General features: G+C 28.9%; 27 protein-coding genes and 1 tRNA gene. 26 read left to right on the forward strand and 2 right to left on the reverse strand.

What is annotated here, in order from left to right; translation table 11 throughout:
* The first annotated feature begins 1 nt into the window (after window position 1).
* The 11 genes from GFJ41_RS03395 (at window position 2) to GFJ41_RS03445 (ending at window position 5404) form a co-directional block, all read left to right on the forward strand.
* Window positions 2-895 (forward strand): recombinase RecT, encoded by an 894-nt coding sequence (locus GFJ41_RS03395; protein WP_021429034.1) that lies wholly within the window; start codon window positions 2-4, stop codon window positions 893-895.
* Between the two features lie 2 nt (window positions 896-897).
* Window positions 898-1620: an MBL fold metallo-hydrolase gene (locus GFJ41_RS03400; protein WP_170074615.1), complete on the forward strand. Its 723-nt coding sequence runs from the start codon at window positions 898-900 to the stop codon at window positions 1618-1620.
* 22 nt (window positions 1621-1642) lie between these two features.
* Window positions 1643-2509: a hypothetical protein gene (locus tag GFJ41_RS18445; RefSeq protein ID WP_206001490.1), complete on the forward strand. Its 867-nt coding sequence runs from the start codon at window positions 1643-1645 to the stop codon at window positions 2507-2509.
* Window positions 2510-2550: 41 nt separating this feature from the next.
* Window positions 2551-2928 (forward strand): hypothetical protein, encoded by a 378-nt coding sequence (locus tag GFJ41_RS03415; protein ID WP_170074616.1) that lies wholly within the window; start codon window positions 2551-2553, stop codon window positions 2926-2928.
* A gap of 12 nt (window positions 2929-2940) precedes the next feature.
* Window positions 2941-3450 carry a dUTP diphosphatase gene (locus GFJ41_RS03420; protein ID WP_170074617.1) on the forward strand — a complete coding sequence of 170 codons (510 nt, stop codon included), beginning with the start codon at window positions 2941-2943 and terminating at the stop codon, window positions 3448-3450.
* Window positions 3451-3462: 12 nt separating this feature from the next.
* On the forward strand, window positions 3463-3726 hold the full coding sequence (locus GFJ41_RS03425; RefSeq protein ID WP_170074618.1) for a hypothetical protein: 264 nt from the start codon (window positions 3463-3465) through the stop codon (window positions 3724-3726).
* Window positions 3727-3742: 16 nt separating this feature from the next.
* Window positions 3743-4219, forward strand: coding sequence for a hypothetical protein (locus tag GFJ41_RS03430; RefSeq protein WP_170074619.1), 477 nt, complete (start codon window positions 3743-3745; stop codon window positions 4217-4219).
* Between the two features lie 2 nt (window positions 4220-4221).
* Window positions 4222-4350, forward strand: coding sequence for a hypothetical protein (locus GFJ41_RS18835; protein ID WP_264318544.1), 129 nt, complete (start codon window positions 4222-4224; stop codon window positions 4348-4350).
* Between the two features lie 76 nt (window positions 4351-4426).
* Complete coding sequence (locus GFJ41_RS03435) at window positions 4427-5002, forward strand: hypothetical protein (RefSeq protein WP_170074620.1); 576 nt, start codon at window positions 4427-4429, stop codon at window positions 5000-5002.
* Window positions 5003-5057: 55 nt separating this feature from the next.
* A complete protein-coding gene (locus GFJ41_RS03440; protein WP_170074621.1) occupies window positions 5058-5222 on the forward strand; it encodes a hypothetical protein in 165 nt (54 codons plus the stop codon).
* 26 nt (window positions 5223-5248) lie between these two features.
* Window positions 5249-5404 carry a hypothetical protein gene (locus GFJ41_RS03445; RefSeq protein WP_170074622.1) on the forward strand — a complete coding sequence of 52 codons (156 nt, stop codon included), beginning with the start codon at window positions 5249-5251 and terminating at the stop codon, window positions 5402-5404.
* Between the two features lie 29 nt (window positions 5405-5433).
* Here GFJ41_RS03445 and GFJ41_RS03450 read toward each other — a convergent pair whose 3' ends face one another.
* Window positions 5434-5889 (reverse strand): hypothetical protein, encoded by a 456-nt coding sequence (locus GFJ41_RS03450; RefSeq protein WP_035118887.1) that lies wholly within the window; start codon window positions 5887-5889, stop codon window positions 5434-5436.
* A gap of 112 nt (window positions 5890-6001) precedes the next feature.
* Window positions 6002-6475, reverse strand: a complete 474-nt coding sequence (locus tag GFJ41_RS03455) for a hypothetical protein (protein WP_035116326.1) — start codon at window positions 6473-6475, stop codon at window positions 6002-6004.
* Between the two features lie 226 nt (window positions 6476-6701).
* Here GFJ41_RS03455 and GFJ41_RS03460 point away from each other — a divergent pair, with 226 nt between their 5' ends.
* From GFJ41_RS03460 to GFJ41_RS18450, 15 genes are all read left to right on the forward strand, one after another.
* The gene (locus GFJ41_RS03460) at window positions 6702-7145 is read left to right on the forward strand and encodes a RusA family crossover junction endodeoxyribonuclease (protein ID WP_035116325.1); all 444 of its coding nucleotides are present in this window, start codon (window positions 6702-6704) and stop codon (window positions 7143-7145) included.
* A gap of 18 nt (window positions 7146-7163) precedes the next feature.
* Entirely contained in the window at window positions 7164-7631 is a 468-nt protein-coding gene (locus tag GFJ41_RS03465) for a hypothetical protein (protein WP_035116323.1), read from the forward strand.
* A gap of 163 nt (window positions 7632-7794) precedes the next feature.
* Window positions 7795-7926 (forward strand) — tRNA-OTHER (locus tag GFJ41_RS03470).
* Between the two features lie 147 nt (window positions 7927-8073).
* Window positions 8074-8235 (forward strand): hypothetical protein, encoded by a 162-nt coding sequence (locus GFJ41_RS03475; protein ID WP_170074623.1) that lies wholly within the window; start codon window positions 8074-8076, stop codon window positions 8233-8235.
* 45 nt (window positions 8236-8280) lie between these two features.
* Window positions 8281-8424 carry a hypothetical protein gene (locus tag GFJ41_RS03480; RefSeq protein ID WP_170074624.1) on the forward strand — a complete coding sequence of 48 codons (144 nt, stop codon included), beginning with the start codon at window positions 8281-8283 and terminating at the stop codon, window positions 8422-8424.
* A gap of 25 nt (window positions 8425-8449) precedes the next feature.
* Window positions 8450-9292 (forward strand): hypothetical protein, encoded by an 843-nt coding sequence (locus GFJ41_RS03485; protein WP_035116321.1) that lies wholly within the window; start codon window positions 8450-8452, stop codon window positions 9290-9292.
* Window positions 9293-9395: 103 nt separating this feature from the next.
* Entirely contained in the window at window positions 9396-9566 is a 171-nt protein-coding gene (locus GFJ41_RS03490; RefSeq protein ID WP_170074625.1) for a hypothetical protein, read from the forward strand.
* 59 nt (window positions 9567-9625) lie between these two features.
* Window positions 9626-9955, forward strand: coding sequence for a hypothetical protein (locus tag GFJ41_RS03495; RefSeq protein ID WP_170074886.1), 330 nt, complete (start codon window positions 9626-9628; stop codon window positions 9953-9955).
* Window positions 9956-10015: 60 nt separating this feature from the next.
* Window positions 10016-10717: a phage terminase small subunit gene (gene terS, locus GFJ41_RS03500; RefSeq protein ID WP_170074626.1), complete on the forward strand. Its 702-nt coding sequence runs from the start codon at window positions 10016-10018 to the stop codon at window positions 10715-10717.
* Complete coding sequence (locus tag GFJ41_RS03505) at window positions 10714-11946, forward strand: PBSX family phage terminase large subunit (RefSeq protein ID WP_170074627.1); 1233 nt, start codon at window positions 10714-10716, stop codon at window positions 11944-11946. The genes terS and GFJ41_RS03505 overlap by 4 nt, the downstream gene beginning before the upstream one ends.
* A 12-nt stretch (window positions 11947-11958) precedes the next feature.
* Entirely contained in the window at window positions 11959-13302 is a 1344-nt protein-coding gene (locus tag GFJ41_RS03510) for a phage portal protein (protein WP_170074628.1), read from the forward strand.
* Window positions 13292-14056 (forward strand): minor capsid protein, encoded by a 765-nt coding sequence (locus GFJ41_RS03515; protein WP_170074629.1) that lies wholly within the window; start codon window positions 13292-13294, stop codon window positions 14054-14056. Before GFJ41_RS03510 ends, GFJ41_RS03515 begins: the two co-directional genes overlap by 11 nt.
* Before the next feature lie 119 nt (window positions 14057-14175).
* The gene (locus GFJ41_RS03520; protein WP_052169148.1) at window positions 14176-14826 is read left to right on the forward strand and encodes a DUF4355 domain-containing protein; all 651 of its coding nucleotides are present in this window, start codon (window positions 14176-14178) and stop codon (window positions 14824-14826) included.
* A gap of 30 nt (window positions 14827-14856) precedes the next feature.
* Window positions 14857-15837 (forward strand): major capsid protein, encoded by a 981-nt coding sequence (locus GFJ41_RS03525; protein ID WP_035116315.1) that lies wholly within the window; start codon window positions 14857-14859, stop codon window positions 15835-15837.
* A complete protein-coding gene (locus tag GFJ41_RS18450) occupies window positions 15827-16036 on the forward strand; it encodes a Rho termination factor N-terminal domain-containing protein (protein WP_206001491.1) in 210 nt (69 codons plus the stop codon). Before GFJ41_RS03525 ends, GFJ41_RS18450 begins: the two co-directional genes overlap by 11 nt.
* The last annotated feature ends 14 nt before the right edge of the window (window positions 16037-16050 follow it).

Here is a 16050-nt window from a genome sequence, read left to right on the forward strand (position 1 = left end):
TATGTCAAATCAAATACAAACACAAAAAAATAATGTAAAGGTAGCGGGTATAAAGCAACTTTTAGATATGGATGTTTATAAGAAAAGAATAAATGAAATCATGGGTAAAAAAGCAGCACCATTTATGGCTTCAATAGTTAATGTTTCAAATTTACCAAGTTTAAAAGACTCAGATCCAAACAGTATTATAAGTTCAGCTATAGTAGCAGCAACATTAGATTTACCTATAGACCAAAATTTAGGATTTGCATATATAGTTCCTTACAACACAAAAGAAGGTAAAAAAGCTCAATTCCAAATGGGATATAGAGGATATATACAGTTAGCTATGAGAACTGGACAGTACAAAACAATAAATGCAATAGAGATATATAAAGGTGAAATAAAGAGAGTAAACAGACTTACAGGCGAAATCGAATTTAACGATGATGAAGATTTAATAGATAGAGATACAGTAGTTGGTTACATGGCTTACTTTAAACTACTTAACGGTTTTGAAAAGACATTATATATGACAAAAGAAGAAATGGAAAGACACGCTAAAAAGTATTCTCAAAGTTATAGTAGTCAGAAAAAATGGGTAGTTGATTCTAGCTTATGGAGTACTGACTTTGATGGAATGGCAATAAAAACAGTTATAAAAAGACTTTTAAGCAAGTACGGAATATTATCAGTAGAAATGCAAAATGCAATAAGCAATGATCAAGCGGTTATGAATAATGAAGGTAAGCCAGAGTATGTTGATAATGAAGTTAAAGAAGAAATAGCTCAAAATGCTAATAAGAAAACTATAGATATACCTCAAGAAAATGTAGTAGATACAACTTTTAAAGAAGTTGAAAATGTAGAGCAAAATATAGTAGGACAAAATACATTTGATGGACCAGGGTTTTAAACATGAAACTGAAAGTATTAGCGAGTGGCAGTAAAGGCAACTGCTACTTGCTACAACTAAAAGATGAAACTCTTATCCTGGAATGTGGAATAAGATTCAGAGAAATAGTAGAAGGATTAGACTTCAATTTAGAAAATGTGGTTGGATGTTTAGTAACCCATGAACATAAGGATCACTCTAAATCTATTGAAGATTTAAATAAAAATGGAATAGATGTATATGCAAGCAAAGGAACTTTTGAAAGTTTAGGAATAGAACATCACAGGGCCAAGATTATAGAAAGTGAAAAGTTATTCAAAGTTGGAAACTTTACTATAATGCCTTTTGAAACTAAGCATGATGCAAAAGAGCCACTTGGATTTTTAATAAATCATAAAGAAATAGGAAATCTACTTTTTCTAACAGATAGTTATTACTGTGAATACAACTTTAATAATTTAAATCACATACTTATTGAATGTAATTACAGTAAAAATATACTAGATGAAAATATAGAAAACGGAGTTATTCCAGTATCTCTAAGAAACAGAATAGTTAAAAGTCACTTTGAATTAAACAATGTAATAGATTTCTTAAAATCAAATGATTTAAGCAAAGTAAAGAATCTATTATTAATACATTTAAGTTCAGCAAATAGTGATTCAGACTATTTCATACAAGAGACAGCAAAGGCAACAGGATTAGCTATAGATGTAGCTAGAAAAGGACTAGAAATATATTTATAAGCAAAAGAAGAAGGTGAGATAAATGGCAAAATATAGAGCTGTACAAACCGAATTTTGGGAAGATCCTAGAGTTATAGAAGAAATGACACCAGAGGATAAATTGTTTTACCTATACTTATTAACTAATCCTAAAACAACACAAATAGGAATATATCAAATAACTAAAAAACAGATGGCATTTGAGTTAGGATATTCAACGGAAAGTATAAATGCTCTCATGGATAGATTTGAAAATCATCACAGGATAATAAAATATAACTTGGAAACTAGAGAGATATGCATATTAAACTGGGCCAAATACAACTTGGACAATCACAGTAAGCCAGTACTTGATTGTATAGAATCTGAGTTAAAAAAAGTTAAGGATAAGAGTTTCATAATGTATATGTTATCAGGCATAACTAAAGAAAAAATAAGAAATTTATTCCTAGATGCTTATAAGTTATCCACAGGTGACACGACCCGTATAACGGACGGTGGGGAAAAAGAAAAACAAAAAGAAAAACAAAAAGAAAAAGAAAAACAACAACAAGAAAAAGAAGAAGTAAAAAAAGTACTGACTGAGGTTGTTGATGAAATTAGTAAATACTTTCTATTAGAAGATGATGACGTAAAAAAAGTAGCTAATACATACTTAGCTACTGGCAAAGAAATAAACTATTTGATTGAAAAGCTTAAGTTAGTAAGTGAGACACCAGATGTTAAAAACGTTGTCGGTTACTTACTAAAAGCAATTCAAGAAGATTATAAATCTATTATTGGCAAAACTAATAATTCTATACCTAGTGTAAAGACTAGATTTCACAATATAAATCAGAGTTTTAAAAAGTATGCTCCAGAGCAATTAGAGCAGATATTACAGGAAAGTCAAAAAGGCAAATTCAATTAAGGAGGGTTAATCCCTCCTGGAAGTAAAAGGGGGAAATGAAGTTGTTAAGAAAATTCCAAAAGAACATTGCCACTTCAATAGCTAAAGATCTATTGGAAGAAGGCATGGTTTGGGGTGATGAATTAGAAGAATATTTAAAATTAAATGCTAAAGGTTTTATGGTATTTGAAAATGAGGAACATTATCTTGAGTTTGAAAATTACTTCTTAGATATTATAGAAAAACTTATTTCAAGTAAGATACAAGTTAGAAAAAACGAGACAGTATTTATTACATCTACTATAAAAGATGCAGCTAAACGTTCTGGTGTAAGTGAGCCAGCTTTATATAAACATTTAAGAAGTGGAAGATACTCTACTTTAAAAAATAAAATAAATATAGAATTTGAGGTTTTAAAACCTAGGTTAGATATGATTTAAGGGGATGAACGTATGAGTAAAGTTATTGATTTAAACTATGTAAAAAAGGAACAAAAAAGCTTTTTAGAACATTTAAAAAGTGTTGAAGGTATAAAATATCAAGAAGAACAATTTCAAGTCTCTCTGTGGCTTACATTAGCTTTGATTAGTGAGTTGATGGAGGTACTTAATGAAACTAAGATACATAAATGGTGGGACAGGCTTCCAGTTAATGAAGAGAAGCTAAAAGAAGAGTTATCGGACCTATTAAGTCATATAGGAAACTTAGCAAATGAATTAGATGTAGATTTAATAGTAACTGTTGATGAAGTACAAACAACTAGCTTAGAAAGACAGTTTATATATTTAGCTTATAAGATAACTACATTACCTTGGAGAAAGATGTTTGGAAAGCATAAGTTAGATACTTTGGTAACTAAATATGTAGAACTTGTATATTCATTAGGATTAGATATGGGTCAGATAAAAGAAGCTTACTTTAAGAAGATGGAAAAGAATTATCTAAATCCTAAGTTTAAGTAAGGGGGGAATTGTATGAATTTAAATAGAGAAGTCAAAAGAGCTAGTTGTAAACTTGTAGTCACATTGAATAATCTTATAGATTCATCATTTATAGACACTCATAACAGAGTAGTAGAAAAGTTTGTAACTGATAACTACAACGTGATTATAAATGTGCATGAAAATAAGCGTAAGAAGAGATATGCGGACTTCAATACATTTGAAAGAGAAGAAGCATATCAAGAGGGTAAAGAGTATGGAGATTATCTTGTAAATAGATTTTTTATAGAAAACTAATTAAGGGGAACTAAAGATGAAAATAAAATTACCAGTGGTTTTAAGAAGTACTTATGAAAGAGAAACTAGCGAGTTAGTTAAAGATATTAAAGTTCAAGAATCTGTGAAAACTGCAGCTGATAAAAAGATAGAAAATTTAAAGTTAGACTTCCAAGAACTTAAGAATTCAAGCTACTTCACAGTTAGAGAGAAAGATAGAGAGATTGAGGAATTAAAACTAGAGCTAGAAAAAAGGGACAAGCAAATCAAAGGTATGGAATGGTGCATCCAGGAGAGGGATAAAGAACTGGATAAGGCAAAAGCATTTAATATGGATCTATACAAGAAAGTTGAATTAGCAGGTGAAATGTATAGACAGTTTAAAGATAAGGTTGATAAGGCTTGTGAGATTGAATTTGTAACTAGAACTATCACACATGAAGATATTAAGAAGTTTATGAAAGTAGAGGATATAATCCAGCTATACACTTTAATAGGAATTGCAGGTAAATAGTTATGGCTCATATATTAAAGCTAGTAACTAAGAAAACTTGTCATCACTGTTCGAAGAAATTTATGGTGATAGAGGTTAGAGGAACTGAGTATTATCAATGTAAAAGTTGTGGGTGCATGACTAACAAATAAGTAGGAATACATGTCATTATCAGTATATTTATCTAAGTGTATTAATAATGATAACTAAATAATAATGGAGGATATTATGGAAAAGAAAATTAGAGAGGTTTGGTTCAAGGATCATAAAGCAAATTATATAAAGATAAATGATGATTTAAAAATATTAGAGTGGAAAAAAACAGACTCATTATATATGAACGTAAGATACGTTATGGATTGCAACAAATTGTATATAACTGGGGACTTATATTCGGCAATTTTTACATTAACAGAAATATCTAGTTTAGAAATTTTTAAAGATTATAATTCTTATTACTTCAATAGCAAATTAACAACAATGGAGCAAGATACAACAGAATTTAATTATTTAAAAGCTAAAGATGAATTAAAAGAATACTTGGAAGAGTTTGGATTAGAAGGCAAAGAGTTAGAAACTAAATTAAATGACTCAGTATTTAGCAGATTATTGAATTCTGCAAAGTATATAAACAGACAAAAGACTTGGAATGAATTATTACATGAGTACAGTGATGAGTTAAGTGAAGAATATGATTGTTGGTGGGATTGGGTTCCTAATTTAGGAATTGAGCCAAGTTCATATTTAACAGCTTATTTAATAGGATTAAAAATGGCTTATGAACAAATATTCGGAGAGAAGTAAAATACCCTGGATCTTATGGTCCAGGAAACTAAATTAAATATTAGGAGTTGATATTATGGAATATAAAACAGGAGATAGATTAGTACATAAAAAATTAGGCATACAAGGTTACTTTTTAAAATCATATTATCCTACTTGCAGTGCCAGAACACTTCAAATTAGATGTGATGATGGAAGAGTTTTTTATGCTCCATATACAGATTTTATAAAAATAAATTAAAACATATTTATTATAGGAGATTGAACATGAAAGAAATATTAGTAGGATTTATAGGAATTGGATTACTGCATATATGTTCTAAAAATGAAAAGTTAGGATCATTAGCTTTCTATGGAATGAAAGCTATGTTGATAGTAACAGCTGCATATTTGTTAGGCGAAGTTATATTAGGGACTATATAAATTAATATAAACAATAGAAAAGCGGGATATTATTTTCCCGCTCCACCTATAATCTGTCTAAGCTTATTTGAGCTGTCATAACCTGAAGAAAATGAAACAATAGCATCAATTAAATTATCAGCATCTTTAGTTTCAAAATATGCTTTTAGCCTACTTAAAGAAATTTTATAATAATTTAATATGGATTGCATAGATAGAATTACATCATTATCTCTTTGAGGAAGTTTTGCTGTTTCAGCAGTTAAAGTGTTAATTGCTGCTTCTATAAATTTAATATCCTTTTCAACTTTATCTTCTTTATAGTTTCCGGCAGCTACATATTTAATTAGAAGGTACATATTATTATCAATCAATTCTAGGTCTTTAATCAATCGATTGCTAACCGGAACAGGAGCAGAAACATTACAAGCATTAGAAAAACTTATAGTGCTTGTAAATAAAATTAAAGTTATAGCAAAAACAATATTTAGCTTTTTCCAAGACATAAATTCACATCCTTTTTACAAGTAGTATATGTAGAAATAAGTAAATTATAGGCTTTAATTACTTTATATGATAAGAAAATGTAGATTAATAAATATAAAAATAAATAATATATCAAGAGGCAACTTGTTTCGCCGCTTGATATATTACATTTCTTATATTAGATAAGGAATAATAAGCTGTTGAAAAATAAGAGGAAGAATTTAACAAATCCTCTGGCTGAGAATTATTTAAATATTTTTCTGCACTTACAAGGGATAACTGGTAAATGCTAAGTATAGAATTAACAGCCATAGCTACATGCTTATTCTCTTTTGGCAAATAAGAAGTTTTCACATTTAAATCATTAATTAATGTATATATATGTGAAATACTATTTTTCAGATCATTTTTATCTAAATTTTGTCTAGGAATAGATTTAAGTAGCAATAACATTTTATTATCTATATTTTCTAAATCTTTAATGATTACTTCGATAGTTAAATATGAATCTGGATTTGAATTATATAAAGCAGATATAGGTATCGAGCTACTAGAAAATACTAATAAAGTTATAGAAAGTATTATACTTAATTTTTTAAAAAACATATCTACACATCCTTTCCGGAATAGTATGTGTAGTATTAATAAACTATAGCGATGAAAAATTTAACAAAAGAAATGAAGTAGAGAATTAGATTTTCAAAAAAGTAAGAAGGCTAGAAAAAATCTAGCCTTTATAGGTAAAAAAATGCATGTACATAATGTTTGTAATTGAGTCAATTATATTATGCACAGTTTTAAAAATAAATATTCAAAAAAATAGGAGATTGATATGAAAGTTAATTTTACGATAGATGGGGAAGCGAAAGGAAAAGAAAGACCAAAGTTTTCAACTCAAAATGGTAGAGCATTTACACCGGAGCAAACTAAGCATTATGAAAACTGGGTTAAGTTATTATATAGAACTACAGTTAAGCATTATTTTGAAGGTAATATAAAAATGTCTATAGTTTGTTATTACGGAATTACTAAAAAAGATATAAATGCTATAGCTAAAAATAATATAAAAACTAAAGAGTTTAAAGAAGCTAGAGCTAAGTTAGATGGAGTTATAAGACCAACTAAGAAACCAGATTTAGATAATGTTATAAAGGCTATAGCTGATAGCTTAAATGGAATAGCTTACAAAGATGATGCACAGATTGTAGAGGTAGTTTCTAAGAAATTCTACAGTGAAAGAGCTCGTGTAGAAGTTACAATAGAAGATTTAGCTTAATATAGAGGGGGAATTATTATGGATAAAAAAGAATTATTTAAAAAAGTAGAAGGTAAATTACACAACTATAAATATTTAGAAATGCAAATCAATAATATAGAATTAGATATAAAGAAAGAGAAAATGGAATATAGAGGTTGTGGAGCTATAAGTTATGATGAAAAAAGTGGAGTAACTTACAATATATCAAGAAGTGTAGAGAATGAAGTTATATCTAAAGAAAAAAGGGTATCTAAGTTATTGCAAAGTAAATTAGAAAAAGAAATAGAAAAACAGAAAATAGAAAATGCATTGAGTTGTTTAGATGCAAATGAAACTAACTTCTTTGAACTATTCTATAATAGTAAATCTAAAAACAATATGAAATATATAAGTATGAAACTACATATGGATCGTAGTCATTGTTATACAGTAAGGGAAAGATTAGTATATAAAATTATGGGAATGTTATATCCAACATATGAAGATTTACCATTATTTAACTAAACCAACACTTTAACTACACTTTAACTACAAAGTGAAGATTTTTTAGGGGTTTAAAGGTGATATTATATTAATATAGACAACTTAGGACAACCTAAGTTTGTTACTCCCAATACCCCTTTTTATATATAAAATGACCAGGGTAACCCCTTTGCCCTGGTAACGTGAGGATATAGTTTAAGTGGTAAAACAAGGCAACTTGATTAACTGTTAATATTTTTAACATTTACAGTCATTGATGATCTAAATAGGTATAGTTATCTAGTAATTGTTGCAGGTTCGACTCCTGCTATCCTCACTAAATAATATAACTTACGGCTCTTTGAGCAAACTCATGTTGAGTATAAAAATAACTCTGTAGCGGTATGGAGTATAAACTAAATACACGTTCTCGTAAAAGACTAGATTAATTTCTGGTCTTTTTTATTTTTAAGGAGGATTAATTATGGATAATAAAGCCTATTGTTTAGATGTTATAAAAGGCATAAATGAAACCATAGAAGATGATGATTGGTTTGACAATAAAGAAAAAATTCAATTTATATATGATAGAGCAGAAGAACTAATGAATGAAATGTATTCTAAGGGAGCATCAGAAGAGATTTAGTAATTAATTAAGGAGGTTGTTTTAATTGTATATAAAGGTGATTATATGAAAAAATGGAAAGATGCTAATGAAGTAATTAAGATGATCCATGAGTTACCTAATGAAAAATTAAGAAATATTGATAAAGAAATGGTAAAAAAGCCTAATTTTGATAAAAGGAATAAAAAAGGAAATCCTCGATTTAAGTAGAAATATGTATTTCGGGGGTGTCGCTATGATAAAAACTAATATAGATATAGTGCAATTTGAAGATATTAAAGGGTTAATAAATTTAACAGCGAAGAAATATAATAACTTTAAAGATTTTTCTGTTGTTAACTACTTAAAGCGTAAAGATAAATATATAGTTTATTTAAATTTTTACAATGAATGTATTGAATGCAATGATGAAGTTACTCAGGTTGAAGTAATAAGAAATGTATTGCATAGAGAAATAGAAACTGTTATTAAAAATGCAGAAAATGATTTTGACTATTTTATAGGTCAATGCATAATAGAAAATATTGAAAAAACGAATTTTGTTGATGTTATATTGAAGTATAAGGTAAATAGAAAATTAAATGATTTTAAGCTTGCACACTTGAAACGCTGGAGTGGAGGGTATGATACTAAAACGAGGATAAGTGATATTAGTTTTAGAATTACTAGTTATGATCCCACAGATACATATGATTTAGTAGGTGAGCCTATAGCTAGAAGAGAATTATATATTGAAAATAATGAGAATTTTACGATGATAAGCTTACTTGACTTTGATAAAGTTTTACTATTAGGATGTAACGGTAATAGGACAAAGGATATCTTATACTTTATAGAGAAGCAGTCTGATAGCTCGGGATATGTGATATCTAGATATGGAGAAAAAAATGTTAGTAATTGGGATGATGAAAGGGTCATAGTTGAAGAAAAAACTGTGTTATCTATAAATGAAAAAGATTTATCAGACGATATATTAAATTATATACAAGAAGAATTTAATGTAGTTATTGATATACAATCAAAAAGAAAGTTTGAAGAAGAATTAAAATCAATATTTGGGTGCAAAAAAGCAAAATAATATATATTGACTTAAAGAACTCTTCAGCAGATTTTTTATTTCAAAAAAAGAAGGAAAACCTCGAATTAAGTAGAATTATATACTTGAAAGCGAGGTGATATATATGGCTGATGAAAAAATAACTTTATCTAAACAAAGAAATTTAAATGATGTAGCTGTAGAACTTACATTAGCGTATATGGATAAATATGGAGTTAGTAGTGTTGAAGATGTAATGGAGATGTATAAAAAATTTCATAAAAATGCACATGAAGCTAAAAATTTAAACTATTAAAAAAGACTCTTAGAAGAGTCTTTTTTTATGTAAAGAAACTAGGAGGTGAGTTCGTGGATATGAAAAAGATTGAAATTCTAGGAGAAGAATATGAAATATTGATTAAAAAACCCGAAGAGGACACCAAATTAAAATCTATAGATGGATATTGCGATTCATCTATAAACACTATAGTAGTATGCGATTTTGAAGAGGATGAAAATTCTATAATGGATTTAGAAAGATATAAAAGAGAAGTTATAAGACATGAACTCATACATGCTTTCTTAAATGAAAGTGGATTAAGATGTTCTAGTGATTGGGCTAGAAATGAGGAAATGGTAGACTATTTTGCTATTCAATTTCCTAAGATAGTTGAATCAATGAGAAAATTAGATATTTTATATTAGAGTGAACTTACTAAGTAGGTTCTTTTTTTATTCTCCAAAACGAATAAGTGAGGTGGTGATGTGGCTAGGGTAAGAAGTCCAAATAGAGATAAAGCCTTTGATATATACAAAGACTATGCCGGAAATATTGATTTAGTTGAGATTGCGAATATTTTAAATATATCACCAGGGACCGTTAGAGGTTGGAAAAATAAAGATGCCTGGGAAGAAAAATTAAATGGAACGTTCCAAAAGAATAAACAGAACGCTCCGAAAGAAAAACGAACCAAAGGTGGTCAGCCTAAAAATAAAAATGCTGAGAAGTTTGGTTTTTTCTCGAAACACTTGCCAAAAGAAACTTTGGAATTAATGAAAGAGATATCAGAGAAAACCCAACTTGATATACTTTGGGATCAAATTACAATTCAATATGCAGCAATAATAAGAGCTCAACAAATTATGTATGTTGAGAATAAAGAAGAAATTATAAAAGAGCTTAAGAAGGAAGAAACAAGTGAATATGGACAAAAGATAGAATATGAGTTCCAATTTGCTTGGGATAGACAAGCTACATTTTTAAATGCTCAAAGTAGAGCTATGGGAGAATTGAGATCATTAATAAAACAATATGATTCTATGCTTAATAACAATTGGGATTTAGCTACAGAGGAACAGAAACTTAGAATTGAGTTGTTGAAATCTAAGTTGCCTAAAAATGAAAAAAATAAAGAAAATAAACTTGATAAATATTTTGATACTCTTGAGAAGGTGTTTAAGAAATGAGTTTAGATGAATTATATCACCAAAAACAACAAGAGGTATTAGATTTTACTATGAATAATGATTATTTCATGCTTATAAATAGTGGAGCTAAAAGAACTGGAAAGACAATTTTAGATAATGACTTATTCTTATATGAACTTAGAAGAGTTAGGCAGATAGCTAATAAACTTAATATTCCGCTACCTCAATATATATTAGCAGGAGCAGACTTAGGAGCTTTACAAAGAAACGTATTGAATGAGTTAACTAATAAGTATGAAATAGAGTTTAAATTAGACAAACATAATAGATTTATATTGTTTGGAGTTCAAGTCTGTTGCTTTGGACACTCTAAAATAAATGACTTAGGAAGAATAAGAGGTATGACTTCTTTTGGAGCTTACATAAATGAGGGTTCAATGGCAAATAGAGAAGTGTTTGACGAGATTAAATCTCGTTGTAGTGGGGAGGGAGCAAGGGTATTAGTTGATACAAACCCAGATAATCCCGAGCATTGGCTTAAGAAAGATTATATTGATAAATCAGACGGAAAGACAATAGCAACATTTAATTATGAATTAGATGATAATACATTTCTAAGTGAAAGATATAGAGATAATATAAAAGCTTCTACTCCAAGTGGAATGTTTTATGATAGGAACATTAAAGGGATATGGTGTACTGCAGAAGGAGCTATATACAAAGATTTTAATGAGAATATTCACTTTATAAATCAAGCTTCTTTAGATAAAGTTCAATTTAAAAAATATATAGCTGGAGTTGACTGGGGATGGGAGCATTATGGATCAATAGTAGTTGTAGGTAAATCTATAGATAATAAATATTATGTTATAGAAGAACATGCTAAACAACACAATGATATAGATATATGGGTTGGTATAGCTAAAGATATTAAAAAGAGATATGGGAATATAAGCTTCTATTGTGATAGTGCTAGACAAGAATATGTAGAAAAGTTTTTAGTATCTGGAATTAAAGCTTTTAACGCTAATAAAAGTGTTATGGAAGGTATTTCAACTATAGCAACTTTGATTAAAAATAATGAATTCTTTGTTATTGATAAAGTAGTTAGATTTAGACAAGAAATATATAACTATGTGTGGGCTAAATCGGGTAAAGATGAACCTATAAAATTATATGATGATGTCCTTGATAGTATTAGATATGCAATTTATAGTGATATGAAATTAGGTGGAAAACAATTCAATAGAAGTAGATACGGAGTATAAGGAGGTGTTAAATTGAGGAAAATTAAAATGGATGAAGACATCGAGGTAACAAAAGATTTAATTCAAAAGCTTATTGAAAATCATGCTACAGAACGTTCTCGAATACTTAAGCTTAAAAGGTATTATAACAATGAGAATGATATATTAAATAGGAAATATACTGATGAAAATAAGCCACAGAATAAACTATCTCATAACTATGCAGCTTACATAACAGATAACTACGTAGGATATATTGTAGGGCAACCTATAAGCTATAAATCAGATAATGAGCTACTGTTAGAAAAGCTTAATGAAAACTTCTTATATAACGATGAAATAGATAACAATACTACTCTAGCTCAAGAGCAAAGTATCTGTGGTTATGCATATGAATTGTTATTCTCAGATGAAGATTCACAGGCTAGATTTAAATGTGTAGATACAGAAAATATGATAGTTGTTCATGATGATACATTAGAAGAAAACATAATACTTGCTATATTATACTCTCCAGTGGATGATGAAAAAACAACTGTATATATTTACGACAAAGAATATGAATATACAGTTGAACTTGATAATGGAACTGTGAGTGAGTTGAAGGATATAAACTATCATAACTTCGATGAAGTTCCAGTAGCTATATATGAAAATAACAGACAACGTGTAGGGGACTTTGAGAAGGTTATAACTCTTATAAATGCTTACGATCAAGCTAACTCAGATACCGCTAATGATTTTGAATACTTCACAAATGCACTATTGATTATTAGTGGAGCTTTAATCGAGGAAGAGGATGAGGAAGGAAGGCCTTTGAACTTCAAAGATAATAGAGTTCTTAACTTTACAACTAATGAAGGTGATGCTAAGTATTTAATTAAAAATATAAATGATACAGCATTAGAAAACTATAAGAATAGACTTAATAAAGATATACATAAATTCTCTAGTGTAGTTGATATGTCGGATGAAAATTTCGCTGGAAATCTTAGTGGTGTAGCTCTTAAATTTAAACTTAATCCTATGGAAAATGTGAGTTCTATAAAAGAATCTAAGTTTAGAAAAGGATTAATGAGAAGGATAGAGTTATTAGTTGATTTCTCAAATATAAAAACTAATTCATTGCATACTTATTTAGATATTAAGCCGGTATTTACAAGGAACATACCTTCCAATGATTTAGAAACTGTAAATATGGTTAAATCATTAAATGGAATAGTATCTCAAGAAACTTTATTAGCTCAGATACCTTTCGTTGAAGATGTTCAAGCTGAAATTAATTCCTTAGATAAAAAAGAAAAGGATCTAATGACTGACTATGATTTGTTCGATGAAGATGAAGAAACAGAAGAGGTCGATTTGAATGAAGAGTAAAGAATACTGGTTAAATAGAGCTAAGATCGATGATTCTAAAATGATAAAATCTAGTAATAAAGTTGTTAAGCTTCTTAAAAAAGAATTAGTTAGTACTAAAAAAGAAATAAAAAAAGAGTTAGCTTATTTATATGCAAGTCAATCTCAAATGACTAGCTATGAACAATTTATAGTTAACGAAACTTTAAAAGCTATAGATAGGCTTCTTAATGATTTATATAATAGCGAAGAACAGTTATTAAATAAAACCCTTATAGATAGGTATGTAGATGTTTATAATTCTAAGATTAAATCATTAAATATAGATTCTAACTTCGGAGATATAGACAGAAGATCAGTTTATGAAATAATGAAAACAAATTGGTCAGGACTTACATTCTCTGAAAGAATATGGGAAAGTAAAAGGAAGTTAATATCAACAATAAAAGAAGAACTTACCAAAGGATTAATAAGAGGTGATTCAATATATGATATGAGTAGAGTTATATCTGATAAGCTTAATGTAGCTTTAAGTGATGCTGAGAGGTTAGTTAGAACAGAAACTTGTTGGATTCAAATAAAAGCTACTACAGATGCTTATACAGAGTATGGACTTGAAGAATATGAGTATTGTGCTTTTATGGATGAAAAGACATCTAGTGTATGTCAAAAGTTAAATGGTCAGATATTTAAAATGAAAGATATGAGTATAGGTGTCAATGCTCCTCCTATGCATCCAAGATGTAGGAGTTGCATATTACCGATAACTAAATAAACCTGTTTAGTATAGAAGCAAGATAGCTTCTTTTTTTATTGCCTTTTTACTTGTTTAGGCTTAAAGAAAACTCGGAGATTATAGTCTACAAAGACTTAAAACCTGGAAGGAGATTTAGAATGAAAGGTTTGAAAAATACTAACGAAATGTTAAAAATGAATATTCAATTATTGGCATCTGATGAAGAACAAAACATAGATGATAACAATATAGATAGTGACAATACTCAAGATGATGATAATGAGCAAATTGAAGATGTTAAAACAGAAAAGACTTTTACTCAAGAAGAAGTAGACAAAATGATAGCTAAAAGGATTAGAAGAGAAAAAGAAAAGGCAGAAGCTGAAAAAGAGGAAGCTGAAAAATTAGCTAAAATGTCAGAAAAGGAAAGACAACAAGCTTTATTTGACAAACAGGTAAAAGAGTTTGAAGAAACTAAAAAAGCATTTGAGAATGAAAAATTATTAAATGAAACTACAAAACAGTTAGCTGCAAAAAACTTACCTGTTGAATTTGCAGATATGTTAAAAGGAACAGATGCTGAGAGTACCTTTGAAAATATAAAAGTATTTGAAGATAAATTTAATAAAGCTTTGGAATCTGCTATAAATGAAAGGTTAAAAAGAAATGTTCCTAAAGTTTTATCAAATACAAGTAATTCAGATGTAAATCCATATTCAAGAAAAAACTGGAGTTTAACTAAGCAAATGGAGCTAGAGAGAGATAATCCTGAATTAGCCCAAGAATTAAAGCAACAAGCTAACAATTAAAAAATATAAAAAAGGAAAGGTGATTTAATTATGGCAAAGACTAAATTAGCAAATATGATAATACCTGAGAATTTCAATGCTTATGTATCGGAGAAAGCAGTAGAGAAGAATGCATTTTTTAGAAGTGGAGTTTTAGTAGATAATCCTCAATTAAGAGAGTTATTAAGCATGGGTGGAAAAACTATACATATGCCTTTTGTTAAGCCTTTAAGTGGTGATTCTCAAATACCAACAGAAGATGGAGATTTATCTATAAATGATATAGAAACATCAGAAGATGAAGCTAGAAGACAATTTAGAGTTCAAGTATTTGGTGAAAATCAATTAGCTTCCGTTTTATCTGGTGACAATGTTATGGATAGAATAGCCGAAGGATTTGGGGATTACTGGGCAACAGAATATAATAAAATATTACTAGCAACATGCAAGGGTGTATTTAGTTCTTTAACAGGTCATGTGCATGATATATCTTTACTAGAAGGAGTATCAGCTGTATTTAATGTAGATTCTGCAATAGATGCTAAGTTCTTATTAGGTGATGCACACGATAAACTAGGAGCGGTTGCTGTCCACTCTAAGGTATATGCATTAATGTTAAAACAAGACCAAATAGAGACTGTGAAAAATTCAGAAGGTACTGGATCTATAAAAATATATAAACCTTTACAATGTGAAATTATAGTAGATGATGCTGTTCCTTTTGATTCTTCAAGTAAGATAGCTTCTATGTATATGTTTGGTAAAGGTGCTTTTGGATTCGTTGAGGATTTAACTGGAATAGTTGGTACTGAAATATACAGAGATGCATTAAAAGGATTAGGGGATAATGCTCTTATAAATAGAAAACAATTTGTTTTACATCCACTTGGAGTAGCTTGGAAGGAACCAGAAGGAGAAAGAATATCTCCTACAAATCAAGAATTAGAAACAAAAGCTAACTGGTCCAAAAAATATGAAGATAAGAATATACCATTAGCAGAGTTTAAATTTAAAGTAGAAGTTGCTGCCTAGCAAATCAAATGCTTCAAGTTTCGATTATGAGAATGTTAATTTAAATCAGCCTTGTGTTGAAACGATGGAAGATGTGGAAGCCCCACAAAACTTAGAAGATTTAACTGTTAAAGATTTAAAATCAATGGCTAAAGAAGTTGGAATAGAAGGATATTCTAGTATGGTTAAGTCTGAATTAATAGAGAAGTTGGCTAAATAGTCAGCTTCTTTTTT

The sequence above is a fragment of the Paraclostridium dentum genome (genome assembly GCF_012922555.1).
In the GTDB taxonomy this organism is placed as follows: domain Bacteria; phylum Bacillota; class Clostridia; order Peptostreptococcales; family Peptostreptococcaceae; genus Paraclostridium; species Paraclostridium dentum.

Coding starts and splice junctions, on each gene's coding strand:
- GFJ41_RS03395 (WP_021429034.1), top strand. CDS start 2: ATGTCAAATCAAATACAAACACAAAAAAATAATGTAAAGGTAGCGGGT.
- GFJ41_RS03400 (WP_170074615.1), top strand. CDS start 898: ATGAAACTGAAAGTATTAGCGAGTGGCAGTAAAGGCAACTGCTACTTG.
- GFJ41_RS18445 (WP_206001490.1), top strand. CDS start 1,643: ATGGCAAAATATAGAGCTGTACAAACCGAATTTTGGGAAGATCCTAGA.
- GFJ41_RS03420 (WP_170074617.1), top strand. CDS start 2,941: ATGAGTAAAGTTATTGATTTAAACTATGTAAAAAAGGAACAAAAAAGC.
- GFJ41_RS03425 (WP_170074618.1), top strand. CDS start 3,463: ATGAATTTAAATAGAGAAGTCAAAAGAGCTAGTTGTAAACTTGTAGTC.
- GFJ41_RS03430 (WP_170074619.1), top strand. CDS start 3,743: ATGAAAATAAAATTACCAGTGGTTTTAAGAAGTACTTATGAAAGAGAA.
- GFJ41_RS18835 (WP_264318544.1), top strand. CDS start 4,222: ATGGCTCATATATTAAAGCTAGTAACTAAGAAAACTTGTCATCACTGT.
- GFJ41_RS03435 (WP_170074620.1), top strand. CDS start 4,427: ATGGAAAAGAAAATTAGAGAGGTTTGGTTCAAGGATCATAAAGCAAAT.
- GFJ41_RS03440 (WP_170074621.1), top strand. CDS start 5,058: ATGGAATATAAAACAGGAGATAGATTAGTACATAAAAAATTAGGCATA.
- GFJ41_RS03445 (WP_170074622.1), top strand. CDS start 5,249: ATGAAAGAAATATTAGTAGGATTTATAGGAATTGGATTACTGCATATA.
- GFJ41_RS03450 (WP_035118887.1), bottom strand. CDS start 5,889: ATGTCTTGGAAAAAGCTAAATATTGTTTTTGCTATAACTTTAATTTTA.
- GFJ41_RS03455 (WP_035116326.1), bottom strand. CDS start 6,475: ATGTTTTTTAAAAAATTAAGTATAATACTTTCTATAACTTTATTAGTA.
- GFJ41_RS03460 (WP_035116325.1), top strand. CDS start 6,702: ATGAAAGTTAATTTTACGATAGATGGGGAAGCGAAAGGAAAAGAAAGA.
- GFJ41_RS03465 (WP_035116323.1), top strand. CDS start 7,164: ATGGATAAAAAAGAATTATTTAAAAAAGTAGAAGGTAAATTACACAAC.
- GFJ41_RS03475 (WP_170074623.1), top strand. CDS start 8,074: ATGGATAATAAAGCCTATTGTTTAGATGTTATAAAAGGCATAAATGAA.
- GFJ41_RS03480 (WP_170074624.1), top strand. CDS start 8,281: ATGAAAAAATGGAAAGATGCTAATGAAGTAATTAAGATGATCCATGAG.
- GFJ41_RS03485 (WP_035116321.1), top strand. CDS start 8,450: ATGATAAAAACTAATATAGATATAGTGCAATTTGAAGATATTAAAGGG.
- GFJ41_RS03490 (WP_170074625.1), top strand. CDS start 9,396: ATGGCTGATGAAAAAATAACTTTATCTAAACAAAGAAATTTAAATGAT.
- GFJ41_RS03495 (WP_170074886.1), top strand. CDS start 9,626: ATGAAAAAGATTGAAATTCTAGGAGAAGAATATGAAATATTGATTAAA.
- GFJ41_RS03505 (WP_170074627.1), top strand. CDS start 10,714: ATGAGTTTAGATGAATTATATCACCAAAAACAACAAGAGGTATTAGAT.
- GFJ41_RS03515 (WP_170074629.1), top strand. CDS start 13,292: ATGAAGAGTAAAGAATACTGGTTAAATAGAGCTAAGATCGATGATTCT.
- GFJ41_RS03520 (WP_052169148.1), top strand. CDS start 14,176: ATGAAAGGTTTGAAAAATACTAACGAAATGTTAAAAATGAATATTCAA.
- GFJ41_RS03525 (WP_035116315.1), top strand. CDS start 14,857: ATGGCAAAGACTAAATTAGCAAATATGATAATACCTGAGAATTTCAAT.